Raw genomic sequence first — 22794 nt, forward strand, 5'->3', positions numbered from 1 at the left:
CACCTGCCTGCCCAGCCGCAGCACCGTCAGGAGTCGCGACGCATGGATCACCTGGACTACTACGACCTCGGCCCCTACAGCCGCTCGGTGACCACCTCATCCCCCGAGGCCCAACTGTGGTTCGACCGCGGCTTGCTGTGGACGTACGCCTTCCATCACGAGGAGGCCGTCGCCTGCTTCGAGGCGGCCGCCGAGGACGATCCCGACTGTGCCATGGCGTACTGGGGCATCGCCTACGCCCTCGGCCCGAACTACAACAAGCCCTGGGAGTTCTTCGACGACCGTGACCTGACCACGACCGTCGAACGCGCCCACACCGCCGTGGAACTGGCCCACGGGAAAGCCGCCGACGCCACCCCCGTGGAGCGCGCGCTGATCGACGTGCTGCGCGCTCGCTATCCGCAGGCCGAGCCGGTGGCCGACTGCTCGGTGTGGAACGCGCCGTACGCCGACAGCATGCGCGTCGTCCACGCCCTCGCCCCCGACGACCCGGACCTCGCCACCCTGTACGCCGACGCTCTGATGAACCTCACGCCCTGGCAGCTGTGGGACCTGCGTACCGGTGAACCGGCCGAGGGCGCCCGCACACGGGAAGCCAAGGCCGTCCTGGACCGCGCACTCGCCACCGACGCCGGGCGGCGGCATCCAGGCGTCCTGCACCTGTACATCCACCTGATGGAGATGTCCCCGACCCCCGAGGCGGCCCTGCCCGTCGCCGACCGGCTGCGCGGCCTGGTGCCCGATGCCGGCCACCTCCACCACATGCCGTCGCACCTGGAGGTGCTCTGCGGCGACTACCGACGCGTGGTGTCGGACAACAGCGTCGCCATCGTCGCCGACGAGAAGGTCCACGCACGGGCCGGGGCGATGAACTTCTACACGCTGTACCGGTCGCACAACTACCACTTCAAGATCTACGGCGCGATGTTCCTCGGCCAGTCCGAGGTCGCCCTGGAGACCGCCGCACAGCTGGAGGCATCCATCCCGGAGGACCTGCTGCGCGTACCGAGCCCGCCCATGGCCGACTGGCTGGAGTCCTTCCTGGCCATGCGGGTGCACGCCCTGATCCGCTTCGGCCGCTGGGACGCCATCCTGGCGCTGCCACTGCCCGTCGACCCGGACCTGTACTGCGTGACGACCGCGATGCTCCACTACGCCCGAGGCGTCGCCCTCTCCGCCACCCATCGCGTCCCCGAAGCGGAGGCCGAACGTCAGCTCTTCCACGCGGCAGTCGCCCGGGTCCCCGAGACGCGCATGCTGTTCAACAACACGTGCGCCGACATCCTCGCGATCGCCTCCGCGATGCTCGACGGCGAACTGGAATACCGCAAGGGCCACCACGACGCCGCCTTCGCCGCGCTGGAACGGTCGATCGAACTGGACGACAACCTCCCCTACGACGAGCCCTGGGGCTGGATGCAGCCCACCCGCCACGCCTACGGCGCCCTGCTCCTCGAACAGGGACGCGTCGCCGAGGCCGAGGCGGTCTACCGGGCCGACCTCGGCCTCGACGGCACGCTCCCCAGGCCCCTCCAGCACCCGGGCAACGTCTGGGCCCTGCACGGCCTCCATGAGTGCCTCCTGCGCCTGGGCAAGGCGGGTGAGGCACGGATCATCGCCCAGCAGCTGCGCATCGCCACCGCGTGGGCCGACGTACCCGTCGAGGCGTCGTGCTACTGCCGCCTCGACACGGGTTCCGGAACAGGCGACGCGGACGGCTGCTGCGGAAACTGAGCCCCTCTCGGCAGTCGTGTCCACGCCCCTCTCGGCAGCCTGTCGGCGGCTTGTCGGCGGTCTGTCGGCTGATTGTCAGTGGCGTAGTGCACCGTTGACGGCATGACGCGATTCGACAACGACCCGGCGGGCGGCGGCACCAACGCCGTCGCGGTGCGGGGCCTGGTGAAGCACTTCGGCGAGACCAAGGCGCTGGACGGCGTGGACCTCGACGTCCGCGAGGGCACCGTGCTCGGCGTGCTCGGCCCCAACGGCGCGGGCAAGACCACCCTCGTACGCTGCCTGTCCACGCTGCTCACCCCGGACGCCGGGTACGCCACCGTCGCGGGCTTCGACGTGGTACGCCAACCGCGCGCCCTGCGCCGCAGGATAGGCCTCACCGGGCAGTACGCGTCGGTCGACGAGCGGCTCTCCGGCTGGGAGAACCTGTACATGATCGGGCGGCTGCTCGACCTGTCCCGGTCGGCCGCGCGGGGGCGGGCCGACGCCATGCTGGAGCGCTTCTCCCTGACCGAGGCCGCGCGCAAGCCAGTGAGCCAGTACTCCGGCGGGATGCGCCGCAGGCTGGACCTGGCCGCCTCGATGATCGGGCAGCCCGCCGTGCTCTACCTGGACGAACCGACGACCGGCCTTGATCCCCGTACCCGTAACGAGGTCTGGGACGAGGTGCGGCGGATGGTCGCCGAGGGGGCGACCGTACTGCTCACCACCCAGTACATGGAGGAGGCCGAGCAGTTGGCGAACGAGCTCACGGTCATCGACCGCGGCAAGGTGATCGCGGGCGGCAAGGTAGCCGAGCTCAAGGCCAGGGTCGGCGGCCGCACCCTGAAGATCCGCCCCACCGACCCGACCGTACTCGGCTCGATGGCCCGGGCGCTGACCGAGGCGGGGCTTGACGGTGCAACCGGTTCACAGGCCATTCCCGATGACGGGCTGCTCTATGTGCCGATCCTCAGCGACGAGCAACTGACCGCGGTGGTCGGCCTGCTGGGCGCCCGCGGCTACGGCATCGCCGACATCGGCACCGAACTTCCCAGCCTGGACGAGGTGTTCCTGGCCATCACCGGCCAGAAGACCGCCGACGCCACGGCCCACTCCGAGCTTGAGGAGGTCGCGGCGTGAGCGCGGCAACCGTCACCACCCCCGGTCAGGGCACCCAGCAGGCCCCCGGCGACCGAGGGAAACTGACCGACGAGGGCCGGATCGGCCTGCGGGACAACGTCCGCCACATCGGCGCGCTGGCACGGCGCAACGCCCTGCAGATCAAGCAGAACCCTGAGTCGATGTTCGACGTCGTGCTGATGCCGGTCATCTTCATCCTGCTGTTCGTGTACGTCTTCGGCGGCGCGATCTCCGGCAAGGGCAACCAGCAGGAGTACGTCAACTACGTGGTGCCCGGCATGATGGCGATGATGGGCATCAACATCGCCATGGCGGTGGGCACGGGGGTCAACGAGGACTTCAAGAAGGGAGTGATGGACCGCTTCCGGACGATGCCGATCGCCCGGTCGTCGGTGCTGATCGCCAAGATCGTCGTGGAGATAGGCCGGATGCTGGTCGCCACCGCGATCCTGCTCGGCATGGGCTTCCTGCTCGGCCTGGAGATCAAGACTTCGGTCGTCGACCTGCTCGCGGCGGTGGCGCTGGCGACCCTGTTCGGCGCCTCACTGATGTGGATCTTCATCCTGCTCGGGCTCTCCATGAACACTCCGCAGGCCGTGCAGGGCGTGGCGATGATCGTGATCATGCCGCTGCAGTTCGGCTCCTCGATCTTCGCCCCGACCTCGACGATGCCGGGCTGGCTACAGGGCTTCACCGCGGTCAATCCCCTGTCGAACCTGGCGGACGCGTCCCGGGCGCTGATCAACGGCACGGGGGCGATCGCCCACCCGACGCTGGTCACACTGGCCTGGGCGGCGGGTATCACCCTGGTGACCGCCCCGCTGGCGATACGGAAGTTCCGCAGCGAGAGCTGACCAGGCGCGAAAGGCAGGTTCTACCGCCCGTCCGCGAACAGGGCGGTGGCCTCCTCGACACTGAGGCCGCCGCCCTGCGCGTAGGCCCGCTCGTACGCCGCGTCGCCGATGACCGCCCGGACGGCGGCCTCGGCCGCCGCTCGGTTCTCGCGCTCCAGGGTGTCGGCACGGTGACCTGGCGGCAGCAGCGCGTCGCCCGCTCCCAGCAGCCGGGCCGCGTCACGTACCCGGCCGAGCCGGGCCGCGTCACGTACCCGGCCGGGCGCGCCTTCGCCGTCCGCTGCCGCGAGACCCACCAACGCCCGTGCCACGGTCACCAGATGTACCGCGGGCAGCTGCGGGGCGATCATCACGGCCAGCGGCTCGTTGGAGTAGGTGAGGGCGGCGCGGGCGTGCTCCAGGGCGGTGTCGTAGCGCCCCTCCTGGTTGTCCAGCCAGCCGAGCAGGCCACGTACCAGGCCCTCGAAGAACACCACGGGACCGGCGGGGTACTGCTGCCGCATCAGGACCAGTTGTTCCCGTGCCTCGGCGGTGCGCTCCGTACGGCCCAGCCAGATCCCCAGGTAGAGCCGCGCCGCGGGGAGCGCGTCCATCACCCCGCGGCCCTGCTGGGCGATCACCTCGCGCAGCATCGCCTCGCCTCGTTCGGCCTGTCCCGTCTCCAGCAGGACCCCGGCGAACCGTGCCTTGAGGATGCCGACCTGCGTCGGCGCCCCGAGTTCTTCGGCGAGCTCGATGGCCGCGCTGAAGTCCGCCCCGGCGCGCGCCAGGTCGCCGCGCCGCTCCCGGGCCTCGCCGCGCGCGGACAGCGCCTCGGCCGCGCCCCAGGTGTCCCCGAGCTCCAGGAAAAGCCCGAGCGCCTCGTCGGCGTCACGGTCCGCCGCTGCCGCCCAGTCGGTGCGGTTGGCCATCACGTTGGCGCGCATCTGCAGGCTGCCCGCCAGCTCCCAGCGGTAGCCGTACGCACGGCAGGCGTCGATGGTCTCGCTGATCAGGGCGACCAGGCCGTCCGGGTCACCGGTCAGCATCTCCACGTAGATCCACAGCGCGCCGGGCGAACGGCAGGTCTGCGGCAGTCCGGGGCGGTAGGCCTCACCGATCCGGCGCATCCGGGCCTTGTTCTCGCCCGAGAGCCACGCGTTGCTGGTGTGGTCCATGCCCACGAGCTGGATCAGCCGCACTCCGCGCCGTGCCTCCCACAGCTGCTCGGGCGGCATCGGCGGCGGCGCGTCGATACTCCGCTCGTGCAGCGGCGGCGCGGCCTTGACCGGCGGATCGAAGGGGTCAGGGCCCAGCTCGGCGACCGTGGTGGCCCAGTAGCAGCTCTCGCTGCGCAGCTCGCGCATCTGCCAGTACCAGGCGAGCGACAGGACGAGACAGAGCGCCTCCTGCTCGTCGCGGGCGGCGGTCGCCCGGCGCAGCGCGGTGCGCAGGTTCTCGTACTCGACCTCGATGCGGGCGATCGCGGCGCGCTGTCCTGGGCCGCGTAGCTCGGGGTCGGTCGTGCGGGCCAGTTCGCGGTAGTGCACCAGGTGGGCCCGCTCAGCGGCGGCCCGGTCCCCGGCCTCGTCGAGCCGCTCGGCGGCGTACTCGGCGACGGTCTCCAGGAGGCGGTAGCGCATCTGCCCTTGGGACGAAGGGGCGGCGACGACCAGGGACTTGTCGACGAGGGACCCCAGCAGGTCCATGACCTGGCTCGGGTCGATCACGCGGGCGCCGCCGCCCGACGCGCTGCCGCCCCACGCACCGCCGCCCGATGCGCCGCCGCAGACGGACTCGGCCGCCGCCAGATCGCTGCCGCCCGCGAAGACGGAGAGGCGGCACAACACGGCGCGTTCGTCTTCGGCGAGCAGGTCCCAGGACCAGTCGACGACGGCGCGCAGGGTCTGCTGGCGGGGCAGGGCCGTACGGCTGCCGCTGGTGAGGAGCCGGAAGCGGTCGTCGAGGCGGTCGGCGATCTGGCGCGGGGTGAACATCCGCAGCCGGGCGGCGGCCAGTTCGATGGCCAGCGGCAGGCCGTCCAGGCGGTGGCAGATCTCGGCGGCCGCGGCGGCGGTGGCCTCGTCGGCGTCGACGCGGAAGCCGGGGCTGGCCGCGGCGCCGCGGTCGGCGAGCAGCCGCAGCGCGACGGGTTCCGGCAGCGGGTCCAGCGGTCGGACCACCTCACCTGGTACGCCGAGGGGTTCCCGGCTGGTCGCGAGGACGGTGAGCCCCGGGCAGCGGGCCAGGAGGTGTTCCACCAGGTGGGCCGCGGCCGCCACGACATGCTCGCAGTTGTCCAGGAGCAGCAGCATGCGCCGCCCCGCGCAGTGTTCGGCGAGCCGGGTGAGCGGGTCGTCGCCGCGTCGGTCGGCGGCGCGCAGTTCCTCGGCACCCGCACTGTGCAGTACGGTCTCGCGAGCACCGACCGCCGTGAGCACCGCCTCGGGCACGGCCTTGGGATCAGCGGCCGCCTCCACCGGGGCGAGCTCGGCGAGCCACACGCCGTCCGGGACGCCGTCCACCCGCTCGGCGACCTCTTGCGACAGCCGCGTCTTGCCCGCGCCACCGGGCCCCAGCAGCGTGACCAGTCGCGCCGTGCGCAGATCCCGTCTGATGGCCTCGATCTCCGCCTCCCGCCCCACGAAGGAGGTGAGCCGGGCCCGCAGATTCCCGACAGCCCGCACCCCGGCCCCCTCAACCGGCGCGGTGTGGTGTGGGCGTGGATGTGGGTGGAGGAGTTCCGTGTGGAGGGCGCGGAGTTCGGGGCCGGGGTCGGTGCCCAGGCGGTCCGCGAGCTCGGTGCGTACGGCGTCGTACGCGGCCAGCGCCTCGGCCGCCTGACCCGCGTCGCGCAGCGCCCGCAGGCGGAGCACCTGGAGCGGCTCATCCAGCGGGTGGGCGGCGCAGAGCGCGGTGAGTTCGGGGAGTACGGTGTCCGCCTGCCCGAGGGCGAGCCCGGCCGCCAGCCGGGTGCGGCGGGCGTCAAGCCGCAGCGCGTCCCAGCGTGCCGCGTCGGCCGTACGGCCGGGCAGGTCGGCGAGGGCGAGGCCCTGCCACAGCGCCAGCGCGTCACCCAGCAGACCGGCCGCCTTCTCCGGCGCCCCCTCGGCGAACGCCCGCGCACCCTCGGCCGCGAGCCGTTCGAAGCGGTGGGCGTCGACGTCGTCCGGCTCGGCCGCCAGCCGGTAGCCGCCACCGTCGGCGGAGACCACCACCGAGTGCCCCAGGGCCCTCCGTAGCCGCCCGACCAGCGCCTGTAGGGCCCCGGCCGCGTCGGCGGGCGGGGCACCGTCCCACACTTCGTCGATCAGCACGGCGACCGGCACCGCCCGCCCCGCGCGCAGCGCGAGTACGGCGAGCAGCGCGCGCAGCCGCGCCCCGCCGACCGGAACGGGGGTGCCATCAGGGAGGTGGGCCTGGGTGGTGCCGAGGATCGTGAAGCGCATTCCGCCCATTGTCCCCGTACCAACCCCGAACGTCCGTACCTTTTAGCCCGAGCCCGCCTACGTCAGCCGAGCCCGGCCTATGCGTCAGCCCGAGCCCGGCCTACGCGCTGAGCGGGAACTCCTCGCCCAGCGCCCGGAACACCTCCGTGTTCAGCGCGAACGCCCGCTTGCACTCGTCGACGATCCGCTGCTTCTCCAGGTCGTCTACGGCCACACCGTCCAGCAGCTCACGGTATCCGCGCTTGAACGCGGCCGGGTTGGGGATCGACTCGAAGACGTAGAAGCGGACACCGTCGCCCTTGCGGGCGAAGCCCCAGGCCTTCTCGGCCTTGTCGCGGATGATCTGGCCCCCGGAGAGGTCGCCCAGGTAGCGCGTGTAGTGGTGCGCGACATAGCCGCCCGGCCAGTCGCGCGCGCACTCCGCCACCCGTGCCGCGTACGCCGCGGTCGCCGCCAGCGGTCGTGCCCCGGCGCGCCAGTCGGCGCCGCGCAGATGCGTCAGGTCACGCTCCAGCTCAGCGACCCGCATCAGCTCGGGCTGGATGAACGGCCCCGCCACCGGGTCGTCCCGCAGCTCCCGCGCGCCGTCCTCGAGGGCGCGGTACACGAACCAGAGTTGCTCCGTGTACCGGGCGTAGGCGTCCACGCCCAGCCGCCCGCCAAGGAGGTCGCCCATGAACGTCGAGGTCTCCGCCTCGGTGTGCTGCTCATGGGACGCGGTGCGGATGAGCGTGGAAAACGGGGTGTCCACAGGGACCTCCGATACCGAAGGGGCGAGAACCAGGACCGATCATCCTACTTAGGCATGCCTAAGTCAATGTGTTCCCGACGTCCTGTCGGTAAAACGGCCCGGGGCCGGAAAGTTCCCAGACGGCTCTCAGGGGAGAGTGAGGATCTCCGCCCCGGTCTCGGTCACCACCAGTGTGTGCTCGAACTGCGCGGTCCGCTTCCTGTCCTTGGTCACCACGGTCCAGCCGTCGTCCCACATGTCGTACTCATGGGTGCCGAGAGTGAGCATCGGCTCGATGGTGAAGGTCATGCCGGGCTGGATGACGGTCGTCGCGTGCGGGCTGTCGTAGTGCGGGACGATCAGCCCGGAGTGGAAGGACGAGTTGATTCCGTGCCCGGTGAAATCGCGGACCACGCCGTAGCCGAAGCGCTTGGCGTAGGACTCGATGACCCGCCCGATGATGTTGATCTGGCGGCCGGGCTTGACCGCCTTGATCGCCCGGTGGGTGGCCTCCCGGGTCCGCTCGACCAGCAGCTTCGACTCTTCGTCGACCTCACCGCACAGGTACGTGGCGTTGTTGTCACCGTGCACGCCGTTCAGGTACGCGGTCACGTCCAGGTTCACGATGTCGCCGTCCCGCAGCACCGTGGAGTCCGGGATACCGTGACAGATGACCTCGTTCACCGAGGAACAGAGCGACTTGGGAAAGCCCCGGTAGCCCAGCGTGGACGGATACGCGCCGTGGTCGCACATGAACTCGTGCGCGACCCGGTCCAGCTCGTCGGTGGTGACGCCCGGCGCGATGTGCTTGGCGGCCTCCGCCATCGCCTGCGCCGCCACCCGCCCGGCGACGCGCATCCGTTCGATCGTGTCGGCGTCCTGGACTTCGGGGCCGGTGTACGGAGTGGGCGCGGGCTTGCCCACGTACTCGGGACGCCGGATGTTGCCGGGAACGGAACGGACGGGAGAGAGCTCCCCTGGTACAAGCAGTGACTGGCCAGACATGTCCACGAGTGTATCCAGCGCCTTTCGGGCACCATGGCGGCGGAACGTCAAACAGAGGGAGCCGACGATGGCCCTGTTCAAGAAGCGGACGGTCGGAAAGCCCGGCGAGTGGTACTTCTGCCTGCGGCACGGAACGGTCGAGGAGGGCCCCGAGTGCCGGGCCCTGGACCGCTTCGGCCCGTACACGACCCGCGAGGAGGCGGGCCACGCGCTCCAGACGGCCCGCGAGCGCAACCTCAAATGGGAGAACGACCCCCGCTGGCACGATGAGAGCGGCGATGACGCTGGTACGGGCACCGCCACGCCAGCTGACACCGACACGGACGGCACCGACGGCACCGACGGCACCGGAAAAGGTGACGGGAAACACGGCTGACCCCGCTCACCACCGCGCGGGCGGCGGCGCCGTCAGCTGATCCGCGAGCCGGGAGAGCCGGTCCCGCAGCCGCCGCCCGCGCGGCGCGGGCGCGGGCAGGCTGTTCTCCCCCGCCGCCGCGCTGACCAGGTGCTGGACCGTGTCCAGGTCCAGCTCCAGGTCAGGCTCGTCCGGCACGGACAGCGCCTCGTGGGACATGGCCCGCAGCTCGCGTCCCCCCGCGTCCAGCGCCAGTACGGTCGCCCCCGCGCGCCGCGCGTCCCCCACCCGCTCAAGCAGCCCCGCCCCCGGCTCGTCCGGCGCCACCACCAGCAGCGTCTCGCCGCGCCGCGCCGCCTCGATCCGGCCAAGACCCACCGACAGCTGCGCCGGGTCACCAGGCCGCACCCGGTGCCGTACGAGCGTCGGAGTCAGCTCCGGCGTGCCGGACCAGGCCGCCTCGTCCACCAGGTGCGCGGTCAGATGCCAGGGCTCGTACGCCTCGGTGCCGACCAGCAGCAGACCGCCGCCATGCGGCACCACGGAGGTGCGCAGGGCCCGGGCGAAGTGGCGGGTGTCGGCCAGCCACCGGGTCCCGGCCAGCACTTCGCGCAGCAGCGCGACCCGTACGGCGTCCATGGCCCCGCATCCTGCCGCAGAGCGGGCGGCCAGAGGGCTGGAAACGGTGAAGTGCCGCCCTGTCGCCCGCTGTTCACCCCATTGTTCACCCCATGTTCGACTCGGCTTGCGAGAGTGGCTCGATGCCGATCGAGATGTCCGTACCGTTCACGGCGGGCCGTGAGGGCTACGCCAGTTTCCGTATCCCGGCGGTGGTGGCCACCGCGTCGGGCACGCTCCTGGCCTTCTGCGAGGGCCGCGTCGACTCCCGCCACGACTTCGGCCACATCGACATCGTGCTGAAGCGCTCCACGGACGGCGGACGCACCTGGGGGCCGCTCCAGGTCGCCGCCGAGAACGGCCCCGACCTCGCCGGGAACCCGGCCCCGGTCGTCCTGGACACCGGCCGTATCCTCCTCGTCCACGTCCGCAACCTCGCCGCCGCGACCGAGACGCGGATCCGCCGCGGCCAGGTCTCCGCCGCCGACGGACGCCGGATCTGGATCACCCACAGCGACGACGAGGGCGCGACCTGGTGCGTCCCGCGCGAGATCACCGCGCAGACCAAGGAGCCTGGTTGGCGCTGGTACGCCACCGTCCCCGGGCACGCCCTCCAGCTGAGCGGTGGCCGGGTCGTCGTACCCGCCAACCACTCGCTGCCGCCCACCGGCTCCGACGTCGGCACCGAGGCCAAGTACAACGGCGGCCACTGCCTGCTCAGCGACGACCGCGGCGTGAGCTGGCGCATCGGGTACGTCGACAGCACCGCCAGCGGCATCGTGAACGTCAACGAGACCACTGCCGCCGAACTCCCGGACGGACGCCTCTACTTCAACACCCGCACGGACTCCCCCGCCCCCGGCACCCGCGCCGACGCCCTGTCCACCGACGGCGGCGCCTCGCTGGTCAAACCGTTCCGCCCGCAGGCCGGGCTCACCGGCCCGGTGGTGGAGGGCTGTGTGCTGCAACTCCCAGACGGCGGCCCGCTGCTCTTCTCCGGCCCCGCCGACCCCGGCCACCGCGCGCTGATGACCGTGCGCGCGAGCACCGACTCCGGCACCACCTGGCGGGTCGCGCACACGGTGGACGGGCTCCCGGCCGCGTACTCCGATCTCGTACGGGTCGACGAGGACACCGTCGGACTGCTCTACGAGACCGGGGACTTCGGCCCGTACGAGACGGTGACCTTCCGACGCGTCCCGCTGTCAGAGCTGAGCTGACCCGAAGTATCGTCGCCGTATGACTTCTTCTTCCTCCTCCTCTGATGCTGCGAAGGTCCCGGCCAAGGACCCCTGGGACCTGCCTGATGTGTCGGGTCTCGTGGTCGGCGTGCTCGGCGGCACCGGTGACCAGGGACGTGGCCTCGCCTACCGGCTGGCCAGGGCGGGCCAGAAGGTGATCATCGGGTCCCGGGCCGCGGAGCGGGCGCGGACCGCCGCGGACGAGCTGGGCCTGGGGATCGAGGGAGCGGAGAACGCCGAGTGCGCGCGGCGCAGCGACATCGTGATCGTCGCCGTGCCGTGGGACGGCCACGCCAGGACCCTTGAGGCGCTGCGCGATGACCTGGCGGGCAAGCTGGTCGTCGACTGCGTCAACCCGCTCGGCTTCGACAAGAAGGGCGCGTACGCGCTGAAGCCCGAGGAGGGCAGCGCGGCCGAACAGGCGGCGGCCCTGCTGCCCGACTCACGGGTGACAGCGGCCTTCCACCATCTGTCGGCGGTGCTCCTCCAGGACGCGGCCATCGAAGAGATCGACACCGACGTGATGGTGCTCGGCGAGTCCCGCGCCGACACGGACGTGGTGCAGGCGCTGGCCGGGCGTATTCCGGGGATGCGGGGCGTCTTCGCGGGGCGGCTGCGTAACGCCCACCAGGTGGAGTCGCTGGTCGCGAACCTGATCTCGGTGAACCGCAGGTACAAGGCGCACGCGGGCCTGCGCGTGACCGACGTATAGGCAAGTCGGACAGGCGCGGTCCGGGCGCGGTCCGGGCATGGGGGACACTGGAGGGGAAACACCGCCAGTACCTCGGACAGGAGCCGACCCCCATGCCCCGCCTCGCGCTGTACGCCCTCGCCGTCTGCCTGCTCTCCGTGGCCGCGGCCGTGGTGTCCTTCGTCCAGGGCAGCTGGCTCGGCGTCGTGTGGATCCTGCTGGCCGGGCTGTCGTCGAACATGGCCTGGTACTACCTGCGCCGGGCGAAGGCCGAGCGCGAGGCGTCCTCGGAGTCCGCTACGGGTACGGCTACTACGGACTGACCAGGCAGAACGAGGGCTCCTCCCGCCAGAAGCGGTAGAGGTTCAGCCCACAGTACGAGTCCAGGTCGGTCACCCCAAGGCCCCTGAGCAGCGCGTACACCGCGTCGAAGAACACCTCGTTGACCTGCGGAATCCACAGGAACGCGAAGACAGCGAGCAGCCCGAACGGCGCGAACGGCTCCACCTGGCGGCGGATGGAGTGCGAGAGCCAGGGCTCGATCACCCCGTACCCGTCGAGTCCCGGGACCGGCAGGAAGTTCAGGATCGCGGCGGTCACCTGGAGCAGCGCCAGAAAGCCGAGCGCGTACCGGAAGGGCCTAGGTACACCGTCCAGGGCGTCCAGCCAGAACGGCGCCGTGCACACCACGGCGAACAGCACGTTGGTGAGGGGGCCGGCCGCCGAGATCAGGCTGTGCCGCCAGCGGCCACGGATGCGGGCGCGCTCGATGAAGACGGCGCCGCCTGGCAGGCCGATCCCGCCCATGATCACGAACAGTACGGGCAGCACGATGCTCAGCAGGGCGTGCGTGTACGCGAACGGGTTGAGCTTGAGGTACCCCTTGGCGCCGACGGAGATGTCGCCGCTGTGCAGGGCGGTACGGGCGTGCGCGTACTCGTGCAGACAGAGCGAGACGACCCAGGACGCGGTGACGAACAGGAAGATCGCGATCCCGACGCGCGGTGACACGTCCGCCCACACCGCCCAGCCGCTCGCGGCCATGACCGCGAGCAGCCCCAGGAAGACGGGGCTGATCCGCCGCTCGGCCCTGCTGAAACCCCTGCCGCCACTTCCCATGGGGCGACCCTACGGCTTGTCGGCGGTCGCCGGTACGTGGTCGTGAGGCAGGCGGCTGCGAGTCGGGCGGCCCCCACNCACGCAGGGGGCCGCACGTCGAGTTGAGCCACCGGGGCAGCGAACTACCCCTGCGCGTCCGAGCGGCGACGGGCCAGGAGGACCGTGCCCGCGCCCGCGGCCACGACCAGTCCGGCCGCGCCAGCGAGAGCGCCGACGGGGAGGTCCGAGCCGGTGGAGGCGAGGGAGCCCGAGCCGCCCACCGAGCCACCCACGGTGTTCCCGACGCTTCCGGTGCCGCCGGTGGTGGTGCCCGTACCTCCGGTGGTGGTGCCCGTGCCGCCCGTGGTGTTGGTGCCGGTGCCGCCCGAAGTGCCGGTGCCGTCGGGGAGCTTGGCGTCGTCGGAGAGGGCCAGGGCGACCGTCACCGGGTCGATGGCTTCGCCCTCCTTGTACGGGGAGCCGGTCGTCTCGTTGGCGAACTGCCTGGCGCCGTCCGCGGTGAGGGTCGCCGGGATCTTGTCCAGCAGGAGGATTTCGCCCTGGGCCGCGTACGAGGCCTTGGCGAGGTCGAGTGCGGCGAACTCCACGTCGTCGTTGGTGCCTTCGGGCGTGGTGACGTCCAGCAGGAGGGTGCCCTTGGCACCCGCGGTCTTGACCTTGATGTCGCTGAACTTCATGTCGATGCCGTGCGCCTGGTACAGGAAGCGCACGCTGCCGTCGAAGGACGCGTCGACCTTCCGCACCTTGGCGTCCACGTCGGCCTTGGCGTACGGGAAGTCGTAGCCGCTGGCGGTCTTCTTGGCGCCGCCCGCCGTCTGGACCTCGCCGCCTGCCGTGACGTAGCGACGGAAGGACTCCTTGAGGCCCCAGGAGAGGGTGCCGTCGACGATCTCGCCCGTGGGCCGCTTGGTGGGGTCGGGGCTGGTCGTCGCCGTCGTGGTGGGGTCGGGGCTGCTGGTCGGCTTGGGGCTGGTGGTCGCCGTAGTGGTCGGCTTGGGGCTGGTCGTCGCGGTGGCGGTGGGGTCCGGGCTGGTCGTCGCGGTGGCGGTCGGGTCGGGGCTCGTCGTGGCCGTGGCGGTCGGGTCAGGGCTGGTCGGCGGGGTGGTGGGCGCCCTGACCGCTGTCACTGACAGGCTGGCCGCGTCGAGCGCGTCGCCTTCCTTGTACATGCCGTTGAAGGCCTCCGCGCCGTCGGCGGTGAGCGTCGCCGGGATGTCCGCGAAGGTCATCGCGCCGCCCTCACCACGACCGGGCTTCACCTCGCTCAGGTCGAGCGCGGCCAGCTCGATGTCGTCCTGGGTCGTGCCGTTGAGGGTCACATCGGCCTCGATGGCGCCGCTGGTGCGGTCGGTGCGCACCTTCACGTCCGCGATGGTGATGTCGAAGCCGTGCATCTTGGAGGAGAAGCGGACGCTGCCCTTGAAGGCGGTCTCGTTCTCGTGGGTGCCGGTGTCGTACGTCCCCTTGCCGTCGGTGAACGTGAACGGACCGTTGCCGTCCGCCTGCCTGGCCCCGTCCGAGACCTCGATCTCGCCGTGGGCGATCCCGGTCACGTACTTACGGAAGGACTCCTTCACGCCCCAGTCCAGGGTGCCGTCCTTGAGCTCCAGCTTCGGTGCGCCGGGCGCCTGTTCGGCGGCGAGCGCCGGGAGTGCGAGCGCGGCGGTGCCCAGGGCGGCCGCCGTGAACACGGCGGCGGTGAGGGCTATGGGGCGGCGGATGGCTGCCATGGTCAGGTGGCTCCTTGGTCAGGCGTGGGTGGTCGGTCGGGTCGTTTACGGGTGGTCGGGGGACGGCGCCGTACGCCGCTTGCGTACGACCGCGAACGCGACCGCCGCGGCGGCGGCGAGCAGCACCCCGGCCCCGATACCGAGCGGCACCGCGGGCGATGAGGAAGACGAGCTGGCGGCCGGTGTGGTGGCATCGGTCGCCGTCGGGGTCGCGGTCGCGGTTGGGTCGGGAGTCGCGGTGGTCGGGGCCGCCGACGAGCCCAGGTCGGGCAGGGCCGGGAGTTCGGCGTCCTTGGTGAGGGCGATGGCGAGCGAGACAGGGTCCATCTCGGTGCCCGCCTTGTACATCGAGCCGAAGGCCTTCGCGCCGTCGGCGGTGAGCTTGGCCGGGGCCTCCGTCACCGTCACCAGGCCGTCCTGGGGCGCGAGGTCGCTGTCCTTGACCGTGAAGGTGATCAGCGGGGTCTTCCGCTGGGTGAAGTCCGCGCTGGCGACGTCCGCGGAGAGCGAGCCCTTGCCGTCCTCGACCGTGACGGCGACCTTGCTCAGCGCGAGATCGAGATCGTGCGCGCCGGTGAAGCGGACGCTTCCGGTGAAGTCCGCGTCCAGGGTCCGCTTCTTCGCGTCGTACGTGCCCGACCCCTTCGGGAAGCGGAAGAGCGCGCCGCCGTCCTGGGCGCCGCCGGACAGGGTCCACTTGCCCTGGGCGATGGCGCCGGTGACGTACTCACGGAAGGTGCGGCGTACGCCCCAGTCGACTGCGGCGTCCTCGATGCGGCCCGCTTCGGCCTTCTTGGACGGTTTGGTCGACGGCTCCTTGGTTGGCTCCTCGGTCCGCTCATCGGCCGGGTCCTTGGCCGGGTCCTTGGTCGCCGTGGGTGCCGCGGCCAGATCCACCGACAGGCTCACCGGGTCGAGCGCCGTACCGGCCGCGTAATAGCCCGCGAACGCCTTCGCGCCCTGTGCGGTGAGGGTGGCGGGGAGGTTATTGAGGGCGATTGGTCCGGTGCCGCCGCGCATGTCGACGCCGGAGAGGCTGAGCGAGGCGAGCGGCACCTCCGCGGTTGAGGTGACCTTTCCGCTCCCCTTGTCCTTGCTGGCCATGTCGGCGTAGAGGGTGCCGGAGCCCCCGGCGATTCTGACCGTGGGGCGGCTGACCGTCAGGTCCAGTTCGTGTGAGCCGTCGGGCTTGGTGTGCCCGGTGAAGCGCACTCCCCCGGAGAACGCGGCCCGCAGCGACCCGTTGGCCGGGTCATACGTACCGCTGGCCGAGTGGAAGCGGAACTGGGTGCCGCCGACCGTGGCGGCCCCGCCCTGGAGGGTCGATCTGCCCTGCGCGACCGGGCCGGTGACATAGCTCTGGAAGGAGGACTTGATGCCCCAGTCGAGCCTGCCGCCCTGCACCGTACGGTCCTGGGCCTGGGCGGTGGCCGCCGGGAGCAGGACCGCCACGAGAGCCGTGAGGCCCGCCATGGCAGTGGCGCGGGCGGCGCTTGTCCACGACAGCATGGGTCATCCTTCACACGTCCGAGGCCTAGTTAATAAGGTAAGGCTAACCTAAACTATGCTCGGCTCCGCGCGGAACCCCCGCGCACCAACCGCACGACAGGACGGTGGAATTCACAGTGGCAACGGCCCCTTCACTCCGCCCGCTCCACCGACTCCGCCCCTTCAGGGCGGCCAGCGCCCTGCTCGCCGTCCTCTGCCTCACCCTCGCCGGATGCAGCAGCACCAGCGGCAGTGGCAGCGGTGGCGGTGACGGCGAGGACGGTTCAGCGGCGGCCGCCAAGGCGAGGACCGTGCCGGACCGAGTGGAGCCGCTGAAGACGACGCCGAAGCCCAAGCTGCCGGTCACCGTCGAGTCGGCGGACGGCCAGCGGGTCACCGTGACGTCGGCCGACCGGATCGTGCCGCTCACCGGCGCGCTGAACGAGATCGTCTTCACCCTGGGCCTCGGCGACAACGTCGTCGCCCGCGATATCACCGCCACCTTCGAACAGGCGGCGAAACTCCCGGTGGTGACCCGCGCGCATGACGTCTCGGCCGAGAGCGTGCTGTCCCTGAAGCCCACCGTCGTACTCGCCGAGACCACCACCGGGCCCGCCGAGGCGATCGACCAGATCCGCGACGCGGGCATCGCACTGGTCGTCCTGGACCCGGCCAAGAGCCTCGACGACGTCGGCACCCGGATCGACGCCGTGGCCCACACGCTGGGCGTCGACCAGGCGGGCGACGAGCTCAGGCTCCGTACCGAAGAACGCGTCGCCGCCGTACAGAAGGACATTCCGGCGGGCGAGGACGGCCGGGACAAGCCGCGGGTCGCGTTCCTGTATCTGCGCGGTACGGCTTCCGTGTATCTGCTCGGCGGCCGTGACTCCGGGGCCAGTTCGCTGCTTGAGGCGGCGGGCGCGGTCGACGCGGGCAAGGCGTCAGGACTGAAGAAGGACTTCACGCCCATCACCAGCGAGGCACTCGCCAAGGCGGCACCGGACGCGATCCTGGTGATGAGCAAGGGCCTGGAGTCGGTGGACGGCGTCGACGGCCTGGTGAAGATCCCGGGCGTCGCTCAGACCCCGGCTGGCCTGGACCGCCGCGTGGTGGCGGTGGACGACGGGGTGCTGCTGAACTACGGGCCGCGTACCGACCAGGCGTTGGAATCGCTGGTGGAGCAGCTGTACGGGGACCAGAAGTGACGTTGCTGTCCAAGCCGCGCAAGCCACACAAGGCACCCAAGGCATCCGCGAAGGCGCCCACGAAAGCGTCCACGAAGGCATCCGTCCTCGCCGTCACGCCCCAACGGCGCGGTACCGCCGCCCTGCTGACCCTCGGCCTCATCGCCGCACTCGCGCTGCTCTGCCTGCTCTCGGCCGGATTCGGCGCCTACCCGATCCCGCTCGGCGACGTCCTCAGCTCCGTACAGCACCGCGTCGGCCTCGGCGGGTACTCGCTCGACCGGGTCGCCGAGAGCGTGTTGTGGAACGTACGGCTGCCGCGCGTGACGCTCGCGCTGCTGGTCGGGGCGTCGCTCGGCTGTGCGGGCGCGCTGATGCAGGGCGTGTTCGGCAATCCGCTCGCCGAGCCGGGAGTGATCGGCATCTCGGCGGGCGCGGCGGTCGGCGCGGTGGCGGCGATCGCGTTCGGGCTGAACTTTCTCGGCAACTGGACGGTGACGTGCTGCGCGTTCGTCGCCGGACTCGCGACGGTGCTGCTCGTCTACTCGCTGTCCCGCTCGGGTGGCCGTACCGAGGTCGTCACGCTGATCCTCACCGGTATCGCGGTGAACGCCTTCGCGGGCGCCCTGATCGGCCTGTTCATCTTCTTCGCCGACAACGCGCAGCTCACCCAGATCACCTTCTGGCAGCTTGGCTCGCTCTCCCAGGCCACCTGGCCGAAGGTGCTGGCGGTGCTGCCGTGCGCGCTCGCGGGTCTGGCCGTCGCGCCGCTGCACGCGCGGAAGTTGGACCTGCTGGCGCTCGGCGAGCGGCCCGCCCGCCACCTGGGCGTCGACGTGGAGCGGCTACGGATCACGCTGGTCCTGGTGGTCGCGCTGCTCACCGCCGCCGCGGTGGCGGTCGCCGGGATCATCGCCTTCGTCGGGCTGCTCGTACCGCATCTGCTGCGGATGGCGGCGGGTCCCGGACACCGCTTCCTGGTGCCGGGCAGCGCGCTCGGCGGTGCGGTGGTCCTGGTCGGGGCGGATCTGGCGGCCCGTACGGTGGCGCAGCCCGCCGAGCTGCCGCTCGGGGTGCTGACCGCGCTGTTCGGCAGCCCGTTCTTCTTCTGGCTGCTGCGCAGGACCCGCCGCAGGCAAGGAGGTTGGGCGTGATCAGGTCGTGGTTCGCGGTGCGCGCGCGGGAGCTTCCGGAGGCCGTCGCGCCGGGTGAGACGGTGGCGGAGGCGGACGGGCTGCGGGTGCGGCTGGGTGCGCGTGAGGTGCTGGCGGGGGTGTCGCTGGCCGCGCGTGCCGGTGAGGTGCTGGCTCTGGTGGGGCCCAACGGCGCGGGTAAGTCCACGCTCCTGGCGGCGATCGCGGCCGACCTTCCGGCGTCGGATGGGGCGGTACGTATCTGTGGCCGCCCCGCCGACGCCTGGACGGCGGCCGAACTCGCGCTGCGGCGGGCGATGTTGCCGCAGTCCGCCACGCTCTCCTTCCCGTTCGCGGTCGAGGAGGTGGTACGGATGGGCCGGGCGCCCTGGGCCGGGACGCCGCGTGAGGACGAGGACGACCCGGTGGTGGCCGAGGCGATGGCCAGGGCGGAGGTCACCGAGTTCGCCGCACGGCCGTTCTCGGCGCTGTCCGGGGGCGAACGGGCCCGGGTCGCGCTGGCCCGCGTACTGGCTCAGCGAGCACCCCTGCTGCTGCTCGACGAGCCGACCGCCGCGCTCGATCTACGCCACCAGGAACTGGTGTTGGGGGTCTGCCGGGAGCGGGCGGCCGCGGGGGACGCGGTCGTGGTCGTCCTGCACGATCTGGGTCTCGCGGCGGCGTACGCGGACCGGGTCGCCGTACTGCATGAGGGCCGGATCGCCGCCGACGGCGTACCCGCCGACGTCCTGGACGGCGAGCTGCTCAGCCGCGTGTACCGCCAGCCGGTGGAGGTGCTGCCGCACCCTCGCACAGGGGCTCCGCTGGTCGTGCCGGTGCGCGACGGTAAGGTGCGTCCGTGCATCAGGCAGGGCGAGACAGAAGGCGAACCATGAGCAAGGTGAGTCGGCTGACCAGGGTGGCGGCGGTGTTGGCGCTGGCCGCGTTGGCGAGTGGCTGTGTGACGGTGCACGGGGAGCGAGCGATCGTTCCGACGGCGACCGAGGAAGAGGCCGCCCAGGCCCTGGAGGACTTCACGACCGCCTACAACAAGGCGGACAAGGCGTACGATCCGGCGCTCTCCGCGGGGCGGGTGACCGGGCCGCTCGGCGCCATCAACCAGGCCGGTCTGCGGGCCAAGCAGAAGAACAACCCGGACGGCAACCCAGGGCACTCGCCGCTGGAGCTGACCGACGCGAAGTTCGCGATACCCCAGCAGGCCGGGTGGCCCCGGTGGTTCGTTGCCGATACCAAGAGCAACCGCGGTGAGCGCACCCGCTGGTTCCTGATCTTCACCCGTGGCGGCCCGGACCAGCTGTGGCAGGCCTCGTATCTGACGATCCTGGGCACCGACCGGGTGCCCGAGTTCACGACGGACGACGACGGCTGGGCGGAGCCGGTCGCGCCGGACTCCACGGAGTTCGCCGCGGCCCCCGAGTCACTGAGCCGCAGGTACACCACGTATCTGAAGGACGGCGGCGACGGCTTCGCCCCGGGCAAGAACACCACCGTGTGGCGTGCGGCGCGCGAGAAGAACTCCAGCCGTCCCGGTATGTCCACGCAGTGGGTCGACCAGCCGCTGTCCGATGAGGGGTTCGCCCCACGGGGGCTGCGCACCAAGGACGGGGGCGCGGTGGTGTTCTTCGCCAGCCGCCACTACGAGAAGCGGACCGCCGCGCAAGGCGTGCGGCTGAGCGTCCCGCCCGACCTGAAGGCACTGATGACCGGCGAGGCCAAGCGCTCCGTCACCACGGAGTACACCTCGAACCAGATCGTGCGGGTTCCGGCGAAGACCGCCGACACCACGGAGGTGACGGTCCTGAACCGCATCCAGGGCACCACCGGCGCCAAGGGCGAGTAACGCGACCAAGGGCGGGACAGCGACGCGGGCCCGCCGTCGGGGCTACCCGCTCTCAGCCGCGCGGCGGCCAGGCGGCCACCGGCTCGGAGTTGCCCACGAAGCGGGCGCAGGCGTCGGTGAGCGTCTCCAGAAGGGTCAGCGGCTCCGGTAGCGGATGCTCGGGGCCGCGTACCCAGCTCACCCGCTGCCCGTCGGGCAGCTGGGCCGGTGGCACCAGCACATAGGAGCCCCGGCAGTGCCAGCGCAGCCCGGGATGCTCGTCCATCGTCTCGGGGTGGCAGTCCAGCTCGCAGGGCCACCACTCGTCCTCGTCCGCTGGCGTGCCCCGGGTGAGGGTGAAGAAGAGCATCCGCCCGTGGGCGTCCGGTGCGGAGGCCTCCGCTACCGGGCCGACCTCGACGCCCGCTTGGAGCAGCCGCTCCAACGCACTGCGACCGGCCTCCACGGGTACGTCGAGTACGTCGTGGACCATGCCGGTCGCGGTGATGAAGTTGGCCTGGGGCTGGTGTTTCGCCCAGCGCTCGACCTGGGCGGCGTCCGTGGTGGACTGCGTCTGCCAGGCGAAGGAGACGGGATGTCGCGCGGGCGTGGGGCAGCCGACGCGGTCACAGGAGCAGCGATATCCGGACGGGTAGGCGGCGGGCGCGAGCGGCAGTCCGGCTCCGGCGGCGGCCAGCAGCTGGGTCTCCCGGGCCGATGCCGCGGCGGCGACGGCGGCCTGTGGGCGGCGGCCTCGCAGCCATTGGGAAAGCCTGCCTTGTCCACCAGCCGGTCGGTCGAACTCCGCGCCCATTTAACCCCTCATCTCGCCCTCGTTCCGTCCATGGTGCCACCATCCTGCTCCCCGGGTGGCCGGAGTCCACATCCGGGGTACCTGGGGTGATGCCAGTCACCGGGTGCCTTTGTCTGGCATAACCCCATTCGTCCCCCTAGCTTGGTCGCCATGGTCACCTCCACCGTGTCCGTCATGCTCATGGCGATGACTCTCACGGGACCGGCGGGATCGGGCGGAGCCCCCACTCCCCTGGAATGGCGCGGCAGCCCGTTGACCGTCGACTCCCTCTCCTCCTCCGTCACCTACACGGCCCACCGTGGCGGGGCGCTCGAGGTACCGGAGAACAGCATGTCGGGGCTGATGGCCACCTATCTGCGCGGGACCGCCCAGGTCCTCGACGTGGACTTCCGGATGCTGCGGGACGGCACCCTGGTGGCGCTGCACGACCGGACCCTGGACCGTACGACCAACGAGACCGGGCCGGTGCGGGACCTGACCCGCGAGGACTGGGAGCGGGTCCGGCTACGCCCCGACCCCGCCTTGCCGGGCCGCTGGCGCGCGGAGCGCCCGCCGACGGTGGACGAGGTGCTCGACCGGCTCGGCGGCCGGGTGCTGCTGATGCTGGAGGCCAAGGACCCCGCCAGCCTGCCGGTCCTGGCCGAGAAGCTGCGGGCGCGCGGCCTCACCCGCAGCGTCTTCGTGAACTCCAACGAACCCGCGGTCGCCCGGCAGGCGCACGAGCTGGGCCTGATCGCCCAGCTATGGCGCTCCGCCAGGCAACTGCGCGACGACGATCCCCGTCAGTGGCGGGACTTCGTGGACATTCTCGACGTGAACCATGAGGCCAGGGACAAGGATCTGCTGCGCGCCGTGCGCTCCGGCATAGGGCGGGTGTGGGCGCACACCGTGAACACCCCGAAGGAGCTCGACCGGGTCCTGCGGCTCGGCTGCGACGGCGTACTCACCGACAGCCCGGGGCTGCTCGCCCGCACTCCGGCTAGCGCGGGATGAGCCCGTACAGCGCGTACTCGACCACCCGGTCGGCGTAGTCGTGCGAGAGCGGTCCGGTGCCCTGGAGCCAGCGCTGCGCGAGCGGTGAGACGAAGAGCTCGAGGCCGATGCGCAGATCGACGTCGGCGCGTACGTCTCCGGCGTCCTGGGCGGCGCGCAGCCGCTGTACGTAGAGCTGGAGCGACGGCTCCAGGAGCTGCTCCACGAAGCGGGCGCCCAGCTCACGGTTGACGATGCCCTCGGCGGCCAGCGCGCGCGACGGGGCGGCGTACCTGGGGTCGAGGAGTTCGTCGACGGTGGCCCGCAGGACGTACTTCAGGTCGGCTTCGAGGTCGCCGGTGTCCGGGATCGCGTAGGCCTGGCCCGGCTCCTTCCCGGCCGCTTCGGCGGCGGCGTCGGCGGCCTGCTCGCCCAGGTCGAGGAAGGCTTCGAGCAGCACCTCCGCCTTCGATGACCACCAGCGGTAGATCGTCTGCTTGCCGACGCCCGCGCGGGCGGCGATCGCCTCGATGGTCGTCTTGGGGTAGCCCACCTCCCCGACGAGGGAGAGGGCCGCGTCGTAGATGGCGCGGCGGGAGCGTTCGCTGCGGCGGTTCTGGTCGGGAGCGGTCTTGGTGGCCATAGGTCGAATGTAGCAGCGCGCTGAGGCGATACGTATCGTCTTGAAAGTCGTACGGTGAGCGAACTGTGCGACGTCGCGTGCTGAACTCCCGCC

20 protein-coding genes and 1 pseudogene are annotated in these 22794 nt (G+C 71.5%); 12 read left to right on the top strand and 9 right to left on the bottom strand.

Annotated features, from left to right (window positions below; genetic code table 11):
* Positions 1-42: 42 nt before the first annotated feature.
* The 3 genes from GCN81_RS15885 (at position 43) to GCN81_RS15895 (ending at position 3710) form a co-directional block, all read left to right on the top strand.
* Positions 43-1734, top strand: coding sequence for a hypothetical protein (locus GCN81_RS15885; protein WP_156725272.1), 1692 nt, complete (start codon positions 43-45; stop codon positions 1732-1734).
* Between the two features lie 102 nt (positions 1735-1836).
* The gene (locus tag GCN81_RS15890; protein ID WP_156725273.1) at positions 1837-2856 is read left to right on the top strand and encodes an ATP-binding cassette domain-containing protein; all 1020 of its coding nucleotides are present in this window, start codon (positions 1837-1839) and stop codon (positions 2854-2856) included.
* Positions 2853-3710, top strand: a complete 858-nt coding sequence (locus tag GCN81_RS15895; RefSeq protein WP_156725274.1) for an ABC transporter permease — start codon at positions 2853-2855, stop codon at positions 3708-3710. Before GCN81_RS15890 ends, GCN81_RS15895 begins: the two co-directional genes overlap by 4 nt.
* 20 nt (positions 3711-3730) lie before the next feature.
* Here the strand turns inward: GCN81_RS15895 and GCN81_RS15900 are convergent, their stop codons facing one another.
* The 3 genes from GCN81_RS15900 to map all read right to left on the bottom strand — a co-directional run bounded on the left by GCN81_RS15900 (position 3731) and on the right by map (position 8873).
* Positions 3731-7138 carry an ATP-binding protein gene (locus GCN81_RS15900; protein ID WP_156725275.1) on the bottom strand — a complete coding sequence of 1136 codons (3408 nt, stop codon included), beginning with the start codon at positions 7136-7138 and terminating at the stop codon, positions 3731-3733.
* 100 nt (positions 7139-7238) lie between these two features.
* The gene (locus GCN81_RS15905; RefSeq protein ID WP_156725276.1) at positions 7239-7889 is read right to left on the bottom strand and encodes a biliverdin-producing heme oxygenase; all 651 of its coding nucleotides are present in this window, start codon (positions 7887-7889) and stop codon (positions 7239-7241) included.
* A 126-nt stretch (positions 7890-8015) separates the two neighbouring features.
* Positions 8016-8873: a type I methionyl aminopeptidase gene (gene map, locus GCN81_RS15910; protein ID WP_156725277.1), complete on the bottom strand. Its 858-nt coding sequence runs from the start codon at positions 8871-8873 to the stop codon at positions 8016-8018.
* A 67-nt stretch (positions 8874-8940) separates the two neighbouring features.
* Here map and GCN81_RS15915 point away from each other — a divergent pair.
* Positions 8941-9162 (top strand): annotated as a pseudogene (locus GCN81_RS15915) (hypothetical protein); the annotation flags it as partial.
* A 93-nt stretch (positions 9163-9255) separates the two neighbouring features.
* On the opposite strand, the gene GCN81_RS15920 reads toward GCN81_RS15915, so the two are convergent.
* Complete coding sequence (locus GCN81_RS15920; RefSeq protein ID WP_156725278.1) at positions 9256-9867, bottom strand: hypothetical protein; 612 nt, start codon at positions 9865-9867, stop codon at positions 9256-9258.
* Positions 9868-9989: 122 nt separating this feature from the next.
* Here GCN81_RS15920 and GCN81_RS15925 point away from each other — a divergent pair, with 122 nt between their 5' ends.
* The 3 genes from GCN81_RS15925 to GCN81_RS15935 all read left to right on the top strand — a co-directional run bounded on the left by GCN81_RS15925 (position 9990) and on the right by GCN81_RS15935 (position 12101).
* Positions 9990-11066 carry a sialidase family protein gene (locus tag GCN81_RS15925; RefSeq protein ID WP_156725305.1) on the top strand — a complete coding sequence of 359 codons (1077 nt, stop codon included), beginning with the start codon at positions 9990-9992 and terminating at the stop codon, positions 11064-11066.
* Between the two features lie 19 nt (positions 11067-11085).
* A complete protein-coding gene (gene npdG / locus GCN81_RS15930) occupies positions 11086-11799 on the top strand; it encodes an NADPH-dependent F420 reductase (RefSeq protein ID WP_156725279.1) in 714 nt (237 codons plus the stop codon).
* Positions 11800-11891: 92 nt separating this feature from the next.
* Positions 11892-12101 (top strand): hypothetical protein, encoded by a 210-nt coding sequence (locus tag GCN81_RS15935; protein WP_156725280.1) that lies wholly within the window; start codon positions 11892-11894, stop codon positions 12099-12101.
* Here GCN81_RS15935 and GCN81_RS15940 read toward each other — a convergent pair.
* From GCN81_RS15940 to GCN81_RS15950, 3 genes are all read right to left on the bottom strand, one after another.
* Complete coding sequence (locus GCN81_RS15940) at positions 12091-12897, bottom strand: site-2 protease family protein (protein ID WP_156725281.1); 807 nt, start codon at positions 12895-12897, stop codon at positions 12091-12093. The two genes, GCN81_RS15935 and GCN81_RS15940, sit on opposite strands and share 11 nt — an antisense overlap.
* A gap of 122 nt (positions 12898-13019) precedes the next feature.
* The gene (locus tag GCN81_RS15945) at positions 13020-14627 is read right to left on the bottom strand and encodes an HtaA domain-containing protein (RefSeq protein ID WP_156725282.1); all 1608 of its coding nucleotides are present in this window, start codon (positions 14625-14627) and stop codon (positions 13020-13022) included.
* Positions 14628-14672: 45 nt separating this feature from the next.
* Positions 14673-16136 (bottom strand): HtaA domain-containing protein, encoded by a 1464-nt coding sequence (locus tag GCN81_RS15950; protein ID WP_156725283.1) that lies wholly within the window; start codon positions 16134-16136, stop codon positions 14673-14675.
* Between the two features lie 116 nt (positions 16137-16252).
* Here GCN81_RS15950 and GCN81_RS15955 point away from each other — a divergent pair, with 116 nt between their 5' ends.
* The 4 genes from GCN81_RS15955 to GCN81_RS15970 are packed head-to-tail and all read left to right on the top strand — an operon-like array spanning position 16253 to position 20293.
* Entirely contained in the window at positions 16253-17320 is a 1068-nt protein-coding gene (locus GCN81_RS15955) for a heme/hemin ABC transporter substrate-binding protein (RefSeq protein ID WP_231626756.1), read from the top strand.
* Positions 17317-18453: a FecCD family ABC transporter permease gene (locus tag GCN81_RS15960; RefSeq protein WP_407697974.1), complete on the top strand. Its 1137-nt coding sequence runs from the start codon at positions 17317-17319 to the stop codon at positions 18451-18453. The genes GCN81_RS15955 and GCN81_RS15960 overlap by 4 nt, the downstream gene beginning before the upstream one ends.
* Positions 18450-19328, top strand: coding sequence for a heme ABC transporter ATP-binding protein (locus GCN81_RS15965; RefSeq protein ID WP_407697975.1), 879 nt, complete (start codon positions 18450-18452; stop codon positions 19326-19328). Before GCN81_RS15960 ends, GCN81_RS15965 begins: the two co-directional genes overlap by 4 nt.
* On the top strand, positions 19325-20293 hold the full coding sequence (locus GCN81_RS15970) for a hypothetical protein (RefSeq protein WP_231626757.1): 969 nt from the start codon (positions 19325-19327) through the stop codon (positions 20291-20293). Before GCN81_RS15965 ends, GCN81_RS15970 begins: the two co-directional genes overlap by 4 nt.
* A 52-nt stretch (positions 20294-20345) precedes the next feature.
* On the opposite strand, the gene GCN81_RS15975 is transcribed toward GCN81_RS15970, so the two are convergent.
* Positions 20346-21086 (bottom strand): bifunctional DNA primase/polymerase, encoded by a 741-nt coding sequence (locus GCN81_RS15975; protein WP_156725285.1) that lies wholly within the window; start codon positions 21084-21086, stop codon positions 20346-20348.
* A gap of 150 nt (positions 21087-21236) precedes the next feature.
* On the opposite strand from GCN81_RS15975, the gene GCN81_RS15980 reads away from it, so the two are divergent.
* Entirely contained in the window at positions 21237-22079 is an 843-nt protein-coding gene (locus tag GCN81_RS15980) for a glycerophosphodiester phosphodiesterase (protein WP_156725286.1), read from the top strand.
* Here the strand turns inward: GCN81_RS15980 and GCN81_RS15985 are convergent.
* Positions 22066-22701, bottom strand: coding sequence for a TetR/AcrR family transcriptional regulator (locus GCN81_RS15985; RefSeq protein ID WP_156725287.1), 636 nt, complete (start codon positions 22699-22701; stop codon positions 22066-22068). The genes GCN81_RS15980 and GCN81_RS15985 overlap by 14 nt on opposite strands.
* Positions 22702-22794: the final 93 nt, after the last annotated feature.

The sequence above is a fragment of the Streptomyces apocyni genome (assembly GCF_009739465.1).
Classification (GTDB): domain Bacteria; phylum Actinomycetota; class Actinomycetes; order Streptomycetales; family Streptomycetaceae; genus Streptomyces; species Streptomyces apocyni.

Excerpts from the sequence above, each read along its gene's own strand:
- GCN81_RS15885 (WP_156725272.1), top strand. The coding sequence starts at position 43 with ATGGATCACCTGGACTACTACGACCTCGGCCCCTACAGCCGCTCGGTG.
- GCN81_RS15890 (WP_156725273.1), top strand. The coding sequence starts at position 1,837 with ATGACGCGATTCGACAACGACCCGGCGGGCGGCGGCACCAACGCCGTC.
- GCN81_RS15900 (WP_156725275.1), bottom strand. The coding sequence starts at position 7,138 with ATGCGCTTCACGATCCTCGGCACCACCCAGGCCCACCTCCCTGATGGC.
- map (WP_156725277.1), bottom strand. The coding sequence starts at position 8,873 with ATGTCTGGCCAGTCACTGCTTGTACCAGGGGAGCTCTCTCCCGTCCGT.
- GCN81_RS15920 (WP_156725278.1), bottom strand. The coding sequence starts at position 9,867 with ATGGACGCCGTACGGGTCGCGCTGCTGCGCGAAGTGCTGGCCGGGACC.
- GCN81_RS15925 (WP_156725305.1), top strand. The coding sequence starts at position 9,990 with ATGCCGATCGAGATGTCCGTACCGTTCACGGCGGGCCGTGAGGGCTAC.
- npdG (WP_156725279.1), top strand. The coding sequence starts at position 11,086 with ATGACTTCTTCTTCCTCCTCCTCTGATGCTGCGAAGGTCCCGGCCAAG.
- GCN81_RS15935 (WP_156725280.1), top strand. The coding sequence starts at position 11,892 with ATGCCCCGCCTCGCGCTGTACGCCCTCGCCGTCTGCCTGCTCTCCGTG.
- GCN81_RS15940 (WP_156725281.1), bottom strand. The coding sequence starts at position 12,897 with ATGGGAAGTGGCGGCAGGGGTTTCAGCAGGGCCGAGCGGCGGATCAGC.
- GCN81_RS15945 (WP_156725282.1), bottom strand. The coding sequence starts at position 14,627 with ATGGCAGCCATCCGCCGCCCCATAGCCCTCACCGCCGCCGTGTTCACG.
- GCN81_RS15950 (WP_156725283.1), bottom strand. The coding sequence starts at position 16,136 with ATGCTGTCGTGGACAAGCGCCGCCCGCGCCACTGCCATGGCGGGCCTC.
- GCN81_RS15970 (WP_231626757.1), top strand. The coding sequence starts at position 19,325 with ATGAGCAAGGTGAGTCGGCTGACCAGGGTGGCGGCGGTGTTGGCGCTG.
- GCN81_RS15975 (WP_156725285.1), bottom strand. The coding sequence starts at position 21,086 with ATGGGCGCGGAGTTCGACCGACCGGCTGGTGGACAAGGCAGGCTTTCC.
- GCN81_RS15980 (WP_156725286.1), top strand. The coding sequence starts at position 21,237 with ATGGTCACCTCCACCGTGTCCGTCATGCTCATGGCGATGACTCTCACG.
- GCN81_RS15985 (WP_156725287.1), bottom strand. The coding sequence starts at position 22,701 with ATGGCCACCAAGACCGCTCCCGACCAGAACCGCCGCAGCGAACGCTCC.